10 protein-coding genes are annotated in these 14,351 nt (G+C 40.0%); 3 read left to right on the top strand and 7 right to left on the bottom strand.

From position 1 onward, the window contains the following. Positions 1-2 precede the first annotated feature (2 nt). The 7 genes from SJY44_RS01430 to SJY44_RS01460 form a co-directional block, all read right to left on the bottom strand. On the bottom strand, positions 3-2,408 hold the full coding sequence (locus SJY44_RS01430; RefSeq protein ID WP_396590975.1) for a glycosyl hydrolase family 95 catalytic domain-containing protein: 2,406 nt from the start codon (positions 2,406-2,408) through the stop codon (positions 3-5). A gap of 1 nt (position 2,409) precedes the next feature. Next, on the bottom strand, positions 2,410-3,237 hold the full coding sequence (locus tag SJY44_RS01435) for an amidohydrolase family protein (protein WP_396590976.1): 828 nt from the start codon (positions 3,235-3,237) through the stop codon (positions 2,410-2,412). Position 3,238: 1 nt separating this feature from the next. Further along, positions 3,239-4,093, bottom strand: coding sequence for a fumarylacetoacetate hydrolase family protein (locus SJY44_RS01440; protein WP_396590977.1), 855 nt, complete (start codon positions 4,091-4,093; stop codon positions 3,239-3,241). A gap of 18 nt (positions 4,094-4,111) precedes the next feature. Further along, entirely contained in the window at positions 4,112-4,891 is a 780-nt protein-coding gene (locus SJY44_RS01445; protein WP_396590978.1) for an SDR family NAD(P)-dependent oxidoreductase, read from the bottom strand. Next, positions 4,891-6,234, bottom strand: coding sequence for an alpha-L-fucosidase (locus SJY44_RS01450; protein WP_396590979.1), 1,344 nt, complete (start codon positions 6,232-6,234; stop codon positions 4,891-4,893). The genes SJY44_RS01445 and SJY44_RS01450 overlap by 1 nt, the downstream gene beginning before the upstream one ends. Further along, positions 6,231-7,556 (bottom strand): L-fuconate dehydratase, encoded by a 1,326-nt coding sequence (locus SJY44_RS01455; protein WP_396590980.1) that lies wholly within the window; start codon positions 7,554-7,556, stop codon positions 6,231-6,233. The genes SJY44_RS01450 and SJY44_RS01455 overlap by 4 nt, the downstream gene beginning before the upstream one ends. A gap of 88 nt (positions 7,557-7,644) precedes the next feature. After that, positions 7,645-8,511 carry an AraC family transcriptional regulator gene (locus SJY44_RS01460; protein WP_396590981.1) on the bottom strand — a complete coding sequence of 289 codons (867 nt, stop codon included), beginning with the start codon at positions 8,509-8,511 and terminating at the stop codon, positions 7,645-7,647. 276 nt (positions 8,512-8,787) lie between these two features. Between SJY44_RS01460 and SJY44_RS01465 the strand changes: the two genes are divergently transcribed. From SJY44_RS01465 to SJY44_RS01475, 3 genes are all read left to right on the top strand, one after another. After that, on the top strand, positions 8,788-9,378 hold the full coding sequence (locus tag SJY44_RS01465; protein WP_396590982.1) for a sigma-70 family RNA polymerase sigma factor: 591 nt from the start codon (positions 8,788-8,790) through the stop codon (positions 9,376-9,378). Between the two features lie 129 nt (positions 9,379-9,507). Continuing rightward, positions 9,508-10,629 (top strand): FecR family protein, encoded by a 1,122-nt coding sequence (locus SJY44_RS01470; RefSeq protein ID WP_396590983.1) that lies wholly within the window; start codon positions 9,508-9,510, stop codon positions 10,627-10,629. Between the two features lie 192 nt (positions 10,630-10,821). Next, positions 10,822-14,343 carry a TonB-dependent receptor gene (locus SJY44_RS01475; protein ID WP_396590984.1) on the top strand — a complete coding sequence of 1,174 codons (3,522 nt, stop codon included), beginning with the start codon at positions 10,822-10,824 and terminating at the stop codon, positions 14,341-14,343. Positions 14,344-14,351: the final 8 nt, after the last annotated feature.

A 14,351-nucleotide genomic window follows, 5' to 3' on the forward strand; every position in this document is an offset into this window, starting at 1 on the left:
GCTCAAGGAATTAATTTGAGGTTTTTGTTCAATTGTATTTGTTTACTCTTGGGTATTTTGACCAATATTTTTTGGTTACCATATTGAATGGCAATCTCCTTTTTTTCATTCGCTTTAAGTGTCATTTGTGTCAATTCCCCATCTTTCCATTCCAAATCGACTGTAATATTCCCTCTTGATTTAAGACCAGTTATCGACCCATTCTTCCATTTTGGGGGTAATGCCGGCAATAACCTTAAAAATCCTTCGTGAGATTGAAGTAACAGCTCTGCCACTCCAGCGGTATACCCAAAATTCCCATCAATTTGGAAAGGTGGGTGCATATCAAACAAATTATCTGCCAACGAAATTTGTAAGAATTTATCAATATTTTCTTGAGCCGAGAGCCCATCCAGTAAACGGCCGTTCATATTGATCATCCAAGCTCGGCTCCAACCAGTGCCCGCACCTCGATGTTCAAGACGATAATCTATTGTTCTCTGGGCAGCAGCAAATGCCTTTGGATTACTTTCCACAATATCATCACCTGGATGCAGTGCATATAGATGAGACATATGACGATGACCTTTTTCCGGCTCGTCATAGGGTTCATTCCATTCCAAAATACGTCCATCCTCTCCTATAAGCACACCTGGATGTAAGTTTCGTCTTTTTTCCCTCACTTCCTTTACAAGCGAATCTTGGATTCCCAAAATTTTTGAAGCTTCCAAAAAGTTATCAAATACCTCTCCTATTATTTGATGTCCCATAGCACTTCCATAGGAAACCGCTGCAGATTTTCCGTTGGGTGCTAGATATGAATTTTCCGGAGATGTTTCCGGAGCTGACACCCATTTTTTGCTCTTCTTATCCCATATCAACCAATCCAAATAGAAAGCTGCCAAATCTTTAAGCACCGGATAAGCTCGTTCCCTAAGAAAAACAGCATCCTTCGTAAATTGATAATGCTCCCAATAATGTTGTGCACACCATCCTCCCCCATGAATCCATGAGCCCCAATAGGCTCTTTCTGCCCGCATAAAAGGGGTGGCCCAAAGATCGGTTGTATGATGGGCCATTGTTCCTCGATTAATCCCGTATTGTACTTTAGCTGTAGTTTTTCCTCTTTCCAACACCCGGTCAATCAAATCGAAAAATGGTTGGTGCAATTCACTCAGATTGGTGACCTCTGCCGACCAATAATTCATCTGTAAGTTGATGTTCAGGTGATAATCAGCATTCCAAGGGGCTTCAATATGATCATTCCAGAGTCCCTGTAGATTGGCAGGGTTGGTATTTGGGCGTGAGCAGGCAATTAAAAGATAGCGTCCAAATTGAAAAAGAGTAGCTGCAAGCGCATTATCATTTTCTCTTTTTTTTATTCGTTCCAATCGCTGGTTAGTTGGTATTTTGTCCAATTCACGACCTCCCAAATCAAAAGAAACCCTTTTATACAGTTCCTGATAATCCCCTATATGATCAGACAAAAGCGATTCGAAGGGTTTTCTCAGAATTTTCGATAGGGTTTCGTCATTCTTTTTCACATAGTTTTCACCATGATAAAAAGAGGTGTTGGCAACTATAAAAAGTAGTGCTTTTTTCACGCCTTTCAGTACTATTTTGCCATCCTTGGCCAGAACCGTCCCTGAATTATTTATTACTTTCAATCGCGTCTCAAAACGCACCCCATAGTCTATCGATAATGGTTTTGAGAATCTTTTTCCATCATTTTGGGTTACCATACCCTTCATACTAATTTCACTAGGGGTTGGGTTGACCATTTTGACCGTAGGCTGGTCATGGTCTTTAGGTCGATCCAATTTCAATTCAAGATTCAATCCATCTTTAGCGGTTGTGGTCAATTCAATTACCAAAGCATCATCTGGATGTGATGCGAATACTTTTTGAGCGTATTGTGCTTGGTTCATTGTATATGAAGTGGTGACCAGTGCTTTGTTAAGGTCAAGCTCTCGCCGATAGTTGGAAATGTCGCTCTCCCCTTCAAAATCAATATATAGATCTCCCATAGTCTGATGGGAACGTAGAATAGTTTTGTTTGAGAATTTTTCTACAATAAGGCTATCCACTTGCTCCGTTTTCCCCTCTTCCAACAATTGTCTCAAAAGAGTAAGATCAGCGCTGTTTCCCTTACTGCTTTCCCAATCGGGACCACCGGCCCACATGGAATCTTCATTCAGTTGAATCCTCTCGCTATGAGGGTCGCCAAACACCATGGCTCCCAAACGACCATTTCCAACGGGCAAGGCTTGCATCCATTCTTTTGCGGGTTCTGAATACCAAAGTACATTTTGGGAATCTTCGGCATCTTGGGCCCGAACTAACGCATTGCTGCATGCGAGTATAATCAAACCGGCAATTAGAGTGCGTACGTTTTTAATTTTTTTGACTATCTGAATGAGGTTTCCCATGTTATAAATTATAGAATTCTTGTGCATTCAGACCCATAACCCGGTTTTGAACCTCTTCTGAAAATTGTTTTAAATAGGCATCGAGAATGGACAATACCCTTGGGTACGAAGCAGAAAGCAAACAAACGGGCCAATCGGACCCAAACATGATTCTATTTGTAGCGAAGGATTTGAAGACAACATCGAGATATGGATGAAAATCCTCATTGTCAAAGGCATTCTGGCTAGTCTCGGTTACCATACCCGATACTTTGCAATAGACATTCTTAAAGGAACCAAGTTGCTGGATGCGATGCTCCCACTTGCTATCAATATTTCCATTGATAACAGGTTTTGCAATGTGATCAAGTACAAAACGTTGTTTGGGAAACATTTTGACCAATTCAACTGCAGCGGGCAGTTGTTTTGGATATATTAAAATGTCATAGGTGAATCCATAAGTCTCAAGTTTAGATATTCCCCGCAAGAAATTTGGCTTAAGCATGAAATGGTCATCGGCCTCATCCTGCACAATATGTCGCAACCCTTTTAATTTAGGGTATTTTGAATAGCTGTCGAGTTTCTGCTCGATATCTTGGGAGCATAAATCCATCCAACCAACCACGCCTAAAACAAAAGGATTTTCTTTTGCACATTGTAGCAGGAAGTCGGTTTCTTTTTCAGATTGGTCGGCTTGGACCGCTACACAACCATCCATCTGGGCATGTTTAAGTATTGGAGCCAGATTTGAAGGTAAAAAGTCTTTTTTGATAACCTCCATTTTCGAATTGATCCAAGCATGGGTAACCGGATCATAATTCCAAAAGTGCTGGTGGCTATCAATTCTCATATCATTCAAATGCTATTATATGTTGTTTTGAAGTTCCTAGCCCATCTATGCCCAGTTCCACTACATCCCCTGGGTTAAGATATTTAGGAGGGTTCAAACCCAATCCTACACCAAAAGGGGTGCCAGTGGATACAATATCGCCTGGCAACAGCGTCATAAACTGGCTGATATAACTCACCAGTTCTGGAATGTCAAATACAAAATCAGAGGTATTGCTGTCTTGCATGGTTTCCCCATTCAATTTTAACCATAGATCAAGGTTATGGGGATTTTTTATTTCATCTTTTGTGACCAAATATGGACCTAGGGGAGCAAAAGTGTCACAGCTCTTTCCTTTTACCCACTGTCCTTCGCGCTCCAATTGGTATTCCCGCTCACTATAATCGTTGTGTAATACGTAACCAGCTATATGGGCCATCGCATTTTCTTCATCCACATAAGATGCTTTTTTACCAATAACAAAGGCCAGCTCCACTTCCCAATCGGTTTTTTGACTTCCTTTTGGAATGATCACATCATCATTTGGCCCAGCAATGGCAGAAGTGGCCTTGAAAAATAAAACGGGTTCTTTGGGCACATCCATACCACTTTCGGCAGCATGTTGCGCGTAGTTAAGTCCGACACAAACAATTTTGGATGGTCTTTTTATAGGTGGGCCTAGTCTTACATCCTCTTTTACAATAGGACATTCATGTCCATTTTTACCCAGCCAAGCTTCAAGTTGAGTCAGACCGTTGCCTCCAAAAAAATCTTCATCGAAGTCATTAACAAAACCGCTTACATCCAGTCTGGTTTTATCATTAAGCTCAACACCCGGTTTTTCATTGTCCTTAGCACCAAATCGTATGAGTTTCATATAGGTATTATTTTATTCTTAACCGTTTAGTTTTATAAAACCTCCATCAATGGGGAAATCTGTCCCAGTGATAAAGGATGCTTCTTCAGAACACAGATAAAGCGCTAAGGAGGCTACCTCATCAGGTTTGGCCATTCGACCAATGGGTTGTGTCTTTGAAAGTTTTTCAAACATTTCTTTTTCTTCTCCTGGATAATTTTTAGCTATAAAATTATCTACAAAAGGGGTATGTACCCTAGCAGGTGAAATACTATTACAGCGAATACCGTGACCTATATAATCCATTGCAATGGAGTATGTCATTGTCAATACTGCTCCTTTAGTCATGGAGTAGGCAAACCTATCTGAAATACCAACCGTGGAAGCTATGGACGCCATATTAAGAATAATCCCCGTTCCCTGTTTTTTCATTTTTGGAATACATGCATAGATGCAGTTATAGACTCCCTTAATGTTTACCCGGTATAGTTTATCCATATCATTTTCTGAAGTGCCTTCAATATTGCCCACATGCGCAATCCCGGCATTGTTGATCAATATATCAATGGAATTTTTAGCTGCGATACCCTGAACAGTTTCCTTTACTTGGCTTTGATTGGCAACATCACATTCATATACTTGTGCCTGACCTCCCTTTTCAAGAATTTCATCGACCACCTCTTGGGTTTTCTCCAATTGAAAATCCAAAATATGGACGTTAGCTCCGGAAGAGGCAAACTTCTTGGACAAGGACTCTCCAATGCCACTGCCTCCACCAGTGATTATTACCGTTTTGTCTTTATAATTATAAGATGCCATTATTTAAGGGTAATTTCTATTATAGTGTCTATGGAATCCAATCTGGCTTCAGGGATTTGGATTGATAAACCGCTCTTATTCTTTTTATAGTTTACGGAGGTTTTATCCTTATAAAACTTTATTCCTTTTATCTTTTTATTGAAATCTTTTAGGAATACCTCCGTTTCACTTGCATCCAAAAGATGAAGGAATACTATCTTACCCTTTTGGGTAGAGGCCATTTTATCCGAAGGAGGAATTGGCCCTTGTGTGGTTCCATAGATTGTTTTCCCATTTACCCGCATCCATTCTCCAACTTCTTTTAGGGATTCCTTATGTTCTTCTTGAATCTTACCATTGGGCATTGGGCCAACATTCAATAAAAGATTACTTCCATGTCCCGCGGCTTTGATAACATACTGAACCAACTCTTTTTTTGATTTATGCTTTCTGTCCTGTAGATTAAAACCCCATGAACCGTTGATGGTTTCACAAACTTCAAAAGGCAGATTTCCTACATCGGAAGCATCAGTGCCCCAACCTGTGGTGTTTTTTCCTGGCAAATCTTTTTCAAACATTTGAAAATCCTCACCTTCAATTGGTGCCAAGTGATGATTATTACCAATCAAACATTGCGGTTGTAGGTCATGAATCAATTTGTAGATTTCATCATAATGCCAATCAACATTTAATTTACCGAATTTTTTTCCATCCCAGTCTTTCTGGTCCCAGTGTCCATCAAACCAAATGCCTGCTATTTCACCATAATTGGTCAACAACTCTGTGAGTTGAACTTTCATAAAAGCTATGTACTTATCCCATTCCCCAGTTTCTGACCTTCCGGGTATTTCAGCACCCGTTCTTCCCCTTGGAAAGTAATTATCATCGCGCCAATCTAACAGTGAATAGTAAAAAAACAGTTTTATACCCTCAGCCTTACATGCATCAGCCAAATCTTTCAATACATCTTTCCCATAAGGTGTCCTATCCACAATGTCATAGTCAGTAGCCTTGGTATCAAACATTGAAAAGCCGTCATGGTGCCTACTTGTAATGGTAATGTATTTCATTCCGGCATCCTTTGCCATTTTCACCCATTCCTTAGCATCATATTCAATAGGGTTAAAGAATATGGGCAGTTTCTCATAGGCCTTTATTGGAATCTTTTGGGTTTGCATGACCCATTCACCATCTCCCAATATGCTATAGACTCCCCAGTGAATAAACATACCAAACTTAGCACTTTGAAACCATTGCCTGGCTTCTAAATTTGATTGCGATGGAGTATAATTTTCCTGTCCTTGACCAAAGCTCATAGTACCGGAAAGCAACAAAATAACAAGAAACTTACGGTGAGTTTTCATAACAGTTCTGGTTTTGACATTTTTCTCCAGATTTCTCCTTCTGGAAAGGTGTATTGCTCCATTGAATCGGGCTTCATTTCAATACTATAACCCGGAAGGTTCGGAGGCATATATGCGCCATTTTTAATGACAACGGGGTCAATAAAATGTTCGTGCAAATGATCAACGTATTCAATGACCCTGTCTTCCATGGCACCACTTATACAGATAAAATCGACCATGGAAAGGTGCTGAACATATTCACAGAGACCAACTCCGCCCGCATGGGGACAAACAGGTATTTCAAATTTTGCCGCCATTAGTAGGATAGCCAATATTTCATTTACACCACCAACCCTGCAGCTATCAATCTGACAAACCTCTAAAGCTTTTGCTTGCATCAACTGCTTAAAAACAACCCTGTTCTGGCAATGTTCGCCAGTGGCAACTTTTATGGGCGCTACAGCTTCCGCTATTTTTGCATGTCCTAAAATATCATCTGGACTAGTGGGTTCTTCAATCCACCAAGGGTTGAATTTTTTCAGTTGAGCCATATTTTGAATGGCTTCCTGAACATCCCATTTTTGATTGGCATCCATCATCAATTTAAGATCGTCACCAATTTCTTCCCTAATAATTGCCGCTCTTCGCATATCGTCTGCCAAGTCTGCGCCTACCTTCATCTTCAAATGTTTAAAGCCCGCTGATTTAGCCTCTTGGCACAAACGCCTCATTTTTTCATCGGAATAGCCTAGCCAACCGGCAGAAGTTGTGTAGGCAGGATATCCATTTTGAAGGAGGTATTCTATTCGTTCTTTTTTACTTGCCTCCTGTTTTTTTAATAGCAGTAATGCCTCTTGTGGGGTAATTGCATCGGTTATATAGGTAAAGTCAACACAGGAAACCAGCTCTTCTGCTGTCATTTCTGCTAAAAGCCGCCAAAGTGGTTTACCCTCTACTTTTGCATACAGATCCCAAACGGCATTGACCAAAGCCCCGGTAGCCAGGTGAATAACCCCTTTCTCTGGCCCCAACCAGCGTAATTGGCTATCGCCAGTTATCATTTTCCAGAATCCCGCCATATCACTGGTAAAACTTTCCAAGGTCTTACCCACAACAAGGTGGGACATAGATTTTATGGCGCTTACACAGATTTCGTTACCTCTACCTATGGTAAAAGTAAGTCCATGACCTTCAAGACCTTTTACATGATCTGTTTCTAGTATTACATAAGCTGCTGAATAATCTGGGTCTGGATTCATTGCATCCGATCCGTCCAAATTCTTGCTCGTGGGAAAACGAATGTCCTTTACTTTTATATTGGTTATGGAGATATTCAGCATAGGATCACTTTATTTGACAAAGTTATTATAGGGCATGAATCTCATCATGCATTATATTGCACCTACCAGTATTTTTTTTGCAGAAAAGTCAGGTTATCCTATGCTGTCTTAGATATTCAGAAGGTGAAATTCCCATTATCTTTTTAAATTGGCGATTGAAATTTGAAACACTATTGTATCCGGATTCGTAGCAAATCCGTGTAATATTATGATCATTTTCCGTTAACAATTTACAGGCATAACCAACCCTGATTTCATTTAGATATTCCTTGAAAGTTTTTCTATGTGTTTTTTTGAAATACCTGCTAAAAGCGGAAGTGTTCATATTTGCAATGGCAGCAACTTCCACCAATGTTATCGATCTATTAAAATTATTGAAGATATATTGCAATACCCTATCCCTATTTATGTTGTAGCTCTTTTTAAAAGAGCTTAAATAACCTTTGCTGGACAAAAGAACCCTTTCAGTATGATTAGCAAGGCTGTTCAGTATCTCCAAGAATTGTATCAACTTTTCAAAAGATCTCTTTTTTGGTAACTCTTTGATCAGCGCAATAACCTTTTTGTCCAAGCCTACAAACTTTATCCCCAAAATAGAGGTTTCGATCAAATCGGATACATTTTTTAGCTCTGGTGCATTTAGAAATTCTTTTCCCAAGAAATCTTTTTTGAAATGAATGGCATATGCCTCGGCAACTAAATTGGACGAATCGGAAAAATATTTTTTATCATTTAACCACATATGTGGCAGATTTGGGCCAATTAAAACAACCTCACCTTCGGAGAATCGCTCAATACTGTCGCCTATAAACCTTGTTCCTGTACTTTTATTAATATAAACAAGTTCCAATTCAGGATGATAATGCCATATTCTCAAAAAATAGGGGTAGCTGTTTTCTTTTATTGCAAACGAATTGTTTTCAATAATGGTCCTATCCAAGAAATGTAGCTTCATACTATAACTTATTATTTTATGGCACCCCCAATAACGGGCTTCCATGGTGATAAGGTTGACCTTGGAATATATCCACCCCTTTTCAATTGGGTGTTTGAAGATAGTTGATTTTGGCAATGCAATAAGCATTTTGCAATCCTATTAAGGCCACTCCATTTTATTCTTGTAATAAATTATTCTTATCAATCGGTTAGGATATTTATCATTTTTAGAAGATAAATACATTTTTTATACATTTATCATATAAAATTTCATATTATCAAGTATTGAATTGAAATGTCAACCTCAAACCTGAAAACCAACATACTACTCTTAACGGAGTTCAAAAAGGGCAATAAAAAGGCTTTTCGGAAGCTATTTGAACTTTTTTGGGAACCTATGTTCATTAGGGCAAAATCAATAATCCTTGATGAGGATGTGGCTAAGGATATCGTGCAGGAGATTTGGTTGAATTTGTGGCAAAAAAAGGAACACGGTAACTTTGAAAATTTTGAAGCCTATATTTTTAAGTCTGTCAGCTATGGTTGCTTTAAGTATTTACGTAATCATAAACTTAAAACTGCCCACCTCCAAGCTATAGCGGCATTGGAATTATCTATAGAATCCAATATCGCTGATCAACATAACTTGGATCAGACCCGGTTTATTATAGAAAAATCCTTGACAGAATTACCGCCCAGATGTCAACAGGTATTCAGACTTAGTCGTATGGAATCTGCCAGTAATGAAGAAATTGCCCAACGTTTGGGCATCTCCAAACGGTCTGTGGAAAATCAAATGTCCATTGCGTTAAAGTCCATCCGACAAAATTTAAGGCTGGCCCAAAGCTCCTTGACCTCTCTTGTTATATTTATCACCCTCTTTTAATATCTCCTCCGATAATTAGGCTCACTAAATTTCCACACTTCATCAGAAAATGTTAATAAAATGTTAATTTTAAAAAATTCATGTGAGTTTTCATGGCTTTGCGGTTCATAGTTATATAGCGCAGAAAATATGCAAGAGCAAGAATTTAAAAAACTGTTGGATAAATACCTTAACCAATCTATATCCAATCAAGAGCTGGAAATTTTAGAAAAGTTCAAGCAGGAACTAAAGTTGGCTCATTTAGAACCTCATTTTAATGATGAAGCCCACAAAAATGCCATAAAGGAGTCGTTATGGACATCCATCAATACACAAACCCGTTCCAAGCGGAGAAAGTCGATTGTTTGGAAAGTGTCTGCCGCAGCAGCTGTATTTATAGGTTTAATGGCAACAGGATATTTCTATCTGCAAAACAATACATCGAACACCAATCTTATCATACCGGAAAATGCCATCACCCTTCAACTCGAAAATGGTGAAACAAAGGTCATTAATGAGGACGGACAGGTAGAGATTCTAGATGCCGTGGGCAATGTAGTTGGACAACAAGATGGGAAACGTTTGAAGTATGCCAATACCGATTCTAAAAACGAACTTGTATACAATACCTTGAATGTGCCCAATGGAAAAACCTTCCAACTTCAGCTCTCGGATGGCACAATTGTTCATCTAAATGCTGGATCCTCGATTAAATATCCAGTTCAATTTATTGAAGGATCGAATCGACAGATTTCTGTTACGGGAGAAGCATACCTCGACGTGGCCAAAGATCCTGAGCACCCTTTCATTGTAAATACAAATGGATTAAACGTCCGTGTGCTGGGAACCCAATTCAATGTATCGGCATATCCAGAGGACGAAACTACGGAAGTTGTTCTTGTTGAAGGTGCTGTAAGTCTATATACCGAGAAAGAAGAATACGGTTCGGAAAAAAACGTATACCTAAAACCTGGATTCAAAGGAAGTTTTGACAAGGTCAAAAACAATATCGATACGTCGGAAGTTATAACGAATTTATATACTTCATGGGTCAATGGGAAATTGGTTTTCCGGAACATGACCTTTAACAACATCATGAAAAAATTGGAGCGACACTACGATGTGACCATTATAAACAACAATTCAGATTTGACCTATGAAGAGTTTAATGCGAATTTCGGAAATGAACCCATAGAAGATGTACTCATGGAATTAAAAGCCAATTACGGTATTGAATACCAATTCCTGAATGATAAAATAATCATAGAATAACTACCGAACAGCTAAGCTTTAAACCATATTGCCTATGACATAACCAAAAAAAGATGTGACCAAATACTAAAATGATTGCTTCTTACTAAGGTTAAAATTGACCAAAAAAAATCGGAAAATGCTACGAACATCTCCCGATTGGTAGAAGTGATCAACCTAAAAAAGATTAACCACAATTAACACTATAAAAGTATGAAAAAACTTCTTACACTTAAAAGAAGCCTATTTCCAGTATTTAAATATGACCTAAAAATGAAACTCAGTACGTTGTTCCTTTTGGCCGCTCTCTTTTCCATGCAGGCCAACGATGCCTACGGACAACGTGCCAAAGTAACACTGGATTTGAACAACGTCTCCATTGGACAATTGATAGATGAAATAGAAAGTAAAACCGAGTTTGAGTTTGTCTATAAAATCAAAGACGTAAACATAGATCGAATTGTCTCGATCAAAGTGGATCGGGAGCGTATCACAAATGTGCTCAACCGGGTTTTTCAAAATACCGAGACCACATTCAACCTAAACGATCGCCGAATTTATTTGGTGAAACGAACCGAACCTGAACGTACTTCCCAACCCGAAGAATCCAACTTGGGGGCCAAAGTCCAGTTTTCGGTAAATGGGGTGGTTACGGATGAGGATGGACAACCACTACCGGGCGCCAGCATCATTGAGCAAAGAACAACCAATGGGGTGAGTTCAGATTTTGACGGAAACTACACCATTGAGGTCTCGTCAGGTAATGCCATACTCGAGGTTTCCTATCTAGGGTATTCCACACAAGAAATCGCCGTTAGTGGACAGACCACCATAAACATTCAGCTACTGCCAGATGCAGGGAAATTGGAAGAAGTGGTCATCATCGGCTACGGTTCTACCACCAAGGAAAAGTTTAACGGAGCCGTTTCCAAAGTCGACGGCGAAGCGCTGAACAACTTCTCCTCCGCAAACTTTGAGCAGGCACTTTCCGGGAACGTATCCGGAATTCAGGTGCTTGGGAATGGAAAGAATCCCGGTGAGAATTCAGTGATTCAGATTCGGGGGCTCAACACATTGACCGCGGGAACCAATCCCCTGATCGTGATTGATGGCAACCCCTTGTCCGAAGGATCTTCCTTTAGTTCCATCAACACCCAAGACATCGAATCCGTCAACATCCTTAAAGATGCAGCTTCTGCCGCTATTTATGGTTCTCGGGCATCCAATGGTGTTATTTTGATCACCACTAAAAAAGGAAGACAGGGAAGTTTGAAAGTTACTTATGACACCTATTATGGATTTCAAGATCGTATTGACAATTTTGAACTGGTGGATGCTTATGACGCGGCCTTTTTTGATTCGGATTCCAGAAACTTTGGATACGTTTCGGGAGGTCCCGGAAGGAGCGCTGCCGATGACAATGCCACCCGTGATGCCAACGGTGGAGGTAAACGTAGCAGGATTCCAGGATATCTTCAAGGATATTTGGATGGACAAGTTGGTTTGACCAATACCAACTGGACAGATGCCGTATTCCGTACAGCTTCACAGCAAAATCACTATATCAACCTCAGTGGTGGAACAGAAAAAACAAATTACTCTGTTTCTTTTGGGTATTTGAATCAAGAAAACATCATAATGGATTCTGATTACAAGCGCTACACTGCCAATATGCAGTTGAATTCCCAAATAAACAAACGAATTCGCTTTGGAATCACATCCAATATTTCACTGGTCAATTCCAATCCAACCGGAGAGGCGGGTTGGTCCAATTACGGTCTGGGTAACCGTGCTCAACCAGACCCAAGTTTCTCCATTATATTAATGCAACCTTATTACCCAATCCGAAATGCTGATAGTACTTTTGCCATAGCAAATCAGTTACAAGACAATAACGACAATTGGGACGGGCCAATCTCTGAGAATACTGTTGCACAAACGGAGCTTACCGATTTTTTTGAACGACGTTTAAGACTGTTTGGAAATGCTTATGTAGAAATAGAACCTTGGGACGGCATAAAGTTCAAAACCTCATTGGGCGGTGATTTCAACACCATTTTTACAGAATTTTTTGCTCCTTCAAACATTGGCAACTATAGAACCCCAGTGGCAAACAACCTTACACAGGCTTTCGAGAACAACGCTAGAAGGGAAAATTTCATCACGGAGAACCTTCTGACCTACAACAAAATCCTCGACAAACATACCTTTGACGCTTTACTGGGTTTCAGTTATCAAGAAGAAAGCTTCTTCAATACAAGATTGCAGGGCAATAACTTTGCAGATGACAACCTTCGGAACATAGCCGGGGCCACCAATCCTTCTGCCATCGTTGGCAGGAGCAAATGGGCGCTTGAATCCTATTTTACCCGTTTGCAATACGACTATGATGGCAGATATTCTCTTTCTGGTTCTTTTAGAAGGGATGGTTCATCACGTTTTGGAGCGAATACAAAATATGGAAATTTTGCATCTGTCTCGGGCGGATGGACGTTGAGCAACGAAACCTTCTTTCCTGAAGATCGACTTTTAAGTTTTGCCAAACTAAGGGCAAGCTGGGGCCAAACCGGTAATAATCAAATTGGGGATTTTGGTTCCATCGCATTGATTGACCCTGATAATTATGTGGTAGATGGACAATTGGTTCCAGGTTCATACACGCAAACCTCTCCCAATCCCGACCTTTCATGGGAAACCAATACCGCACTGAATATGGGTTTAGACCTTGGTATATTGGATAACAAAATATTGTTCACGGCAGAATACTACAAATCCAAGACCTCCGACCTCCTATTGGAAGTTCCAGTACCACAACAATCAGGATTTTCCCAATCTTTGCAGAATATTGGCGAATTGGAAAACAAGGGGTTCGAGTTTGAAATCCGAGGAAACGACTTTGAGATTGGCGAACTAAAATTGGGCTTTAATGCCAATATCACCAGTAGCAGAAATGAGGTTTTGGCCTTGGGAGAAGGTCAGGAACAGATTATCCAGAGCAACGGAGGAATGGGCTTCCTTACCAAAGTTGGTGGAAGTATTGCGGAGTTCTATGCCTATGACATTCAAGGCGTATTTAGAACCCAAGCCGAAATAGATGCAGCAACAGTGACACCGCTAGCGGGCACCGAAGTTGGCGATTATGTGGTAAGAGATGCCGATGGTGATGGACAAATTACCCCTGATGACAGGGTTACCCTTGGGGACTACAATCCAGATTTTACCTATGGTTTTGGTTTTACCCTCAACTATAAAGGATTTGATTTTAATGCCCAATTCACTGGGATAGAAGGTAGAAAAGTCTCGGACCGTATGGTTTACTTTGCGGAAAGTGGAGAAGGCTTTTTTGTGCCAACCCAGCATTATTTTGATAACTACTATTCTGATAGAAATCCCGATGGTTTTTTCAGAAGACCAGATTTTTCCAGCTTTTCCTCTGCCGGAAGGTTAACAAGGTCTTCCAGTCTTTCTGTATACGATGCCGATTATTTCCGTTTGAGAAGTCTGCAAATCGGATATAACTTCCAAGAAAGTGTCACCAACTATTTGGGCATCGATTTTCTAAGAATTTACCTAACGGGGAACAATATTTTCAATAGTACGGATTTCCGGGGATACAATCCTGACGCATTGGATACAAGAGACAGCAATAACCAACAGACCCTCACAAGAGGTTGGATTCAATCCGCTAGTCCGTTAACACGCTTTATGGCACTGGGATTAAACGTTAAATTTTAAACCGAAAA

This window comes from Allomuricauda sp. R78024 (assembly GCF_044596045.1).
Lineage (GTDB): Bacteria > Bacteroidota > Bacteroidia > Flavobacteriales > Flavobacteriaceae > Flagellimonas.

What these genes read in the sequence shown, in the direction of transcription:
- SJY44_RS01430 (WP_396590975.1), bottom strand. Translation starts at nt 2,408, where the DNA reads ATGGGAAACCTCATTCAGATAGTCAAAAAAATTAAAAACGTACGCACT.
- SJY44_RS01435 (WP_396590976.1), bottom strand. Translation starts at nt 3,237, where the DNA reads ATGAGAATTGATAGCCACCAGCACTTTTGGAATTATGATCCGGTTACC.
- SJY44_RS01440 (WP_396590977.1), bottom strand. Translation starts at nt 4,093, where the DNA reads ATGAAACTCATACGATTTGGTGCTAAGGACAATGAAAAACCGGGTGTT.
- SJY44_RS01445 (WP_396590978.1), bottom strand. Translation starts at nt 4,891, where the DNA reads ATGGCATCTTATAATTATAAAGACAAAACGGTAATAATCACTGGTGGA.
- SJY44_RS01450 (WP_396590979.1), bottom strand. Translation starts at nt 6,234, where the DNA reads ATGAAAACTCACCGTAAGTTTCTTGTTATTTTGTTGCTTTCCGGTACT.
- SJY44_RS01455 (WP_396590980.1), bottom strand. Translation starts at nt 7,556, where the DNA reads ATGCTGAATATCTCCATAACCAATATAAAAGTAAAGGACATTCGTTTT.
- SJY44_RS01460 (WP_396590981.1), bottom strand. Translation starts at nt 8,511, where the DNA reads ATGAAGCTACATTTCTTGGATAGGACCATTATTGAAAACAATTCGTTT.
- SJY44_RS01465 (WP_396590982.1), top strand. Translation starts at nt 8,788, where the DNA reads ATGTCAACCTCAAACCTGAAAACCAACATACTACTCTTAACGGAGTTC.
- SJY44_RS01470 (WP_396590983.1), top strand. Translation starts at nt 9,508, where the DNA reads ATGCAAGAGCAAGAATTTAAAAAACTGTTGGATAAATACCTTAACCAA.
- SJY44_RS01475 (WP_396590984.1), top strand. Translation starts at nt 10,822, where the DNA reads ATGAAAAAACTTCTTACACTTAAAAGAAGCCTATTTCCAGTATTTAAA.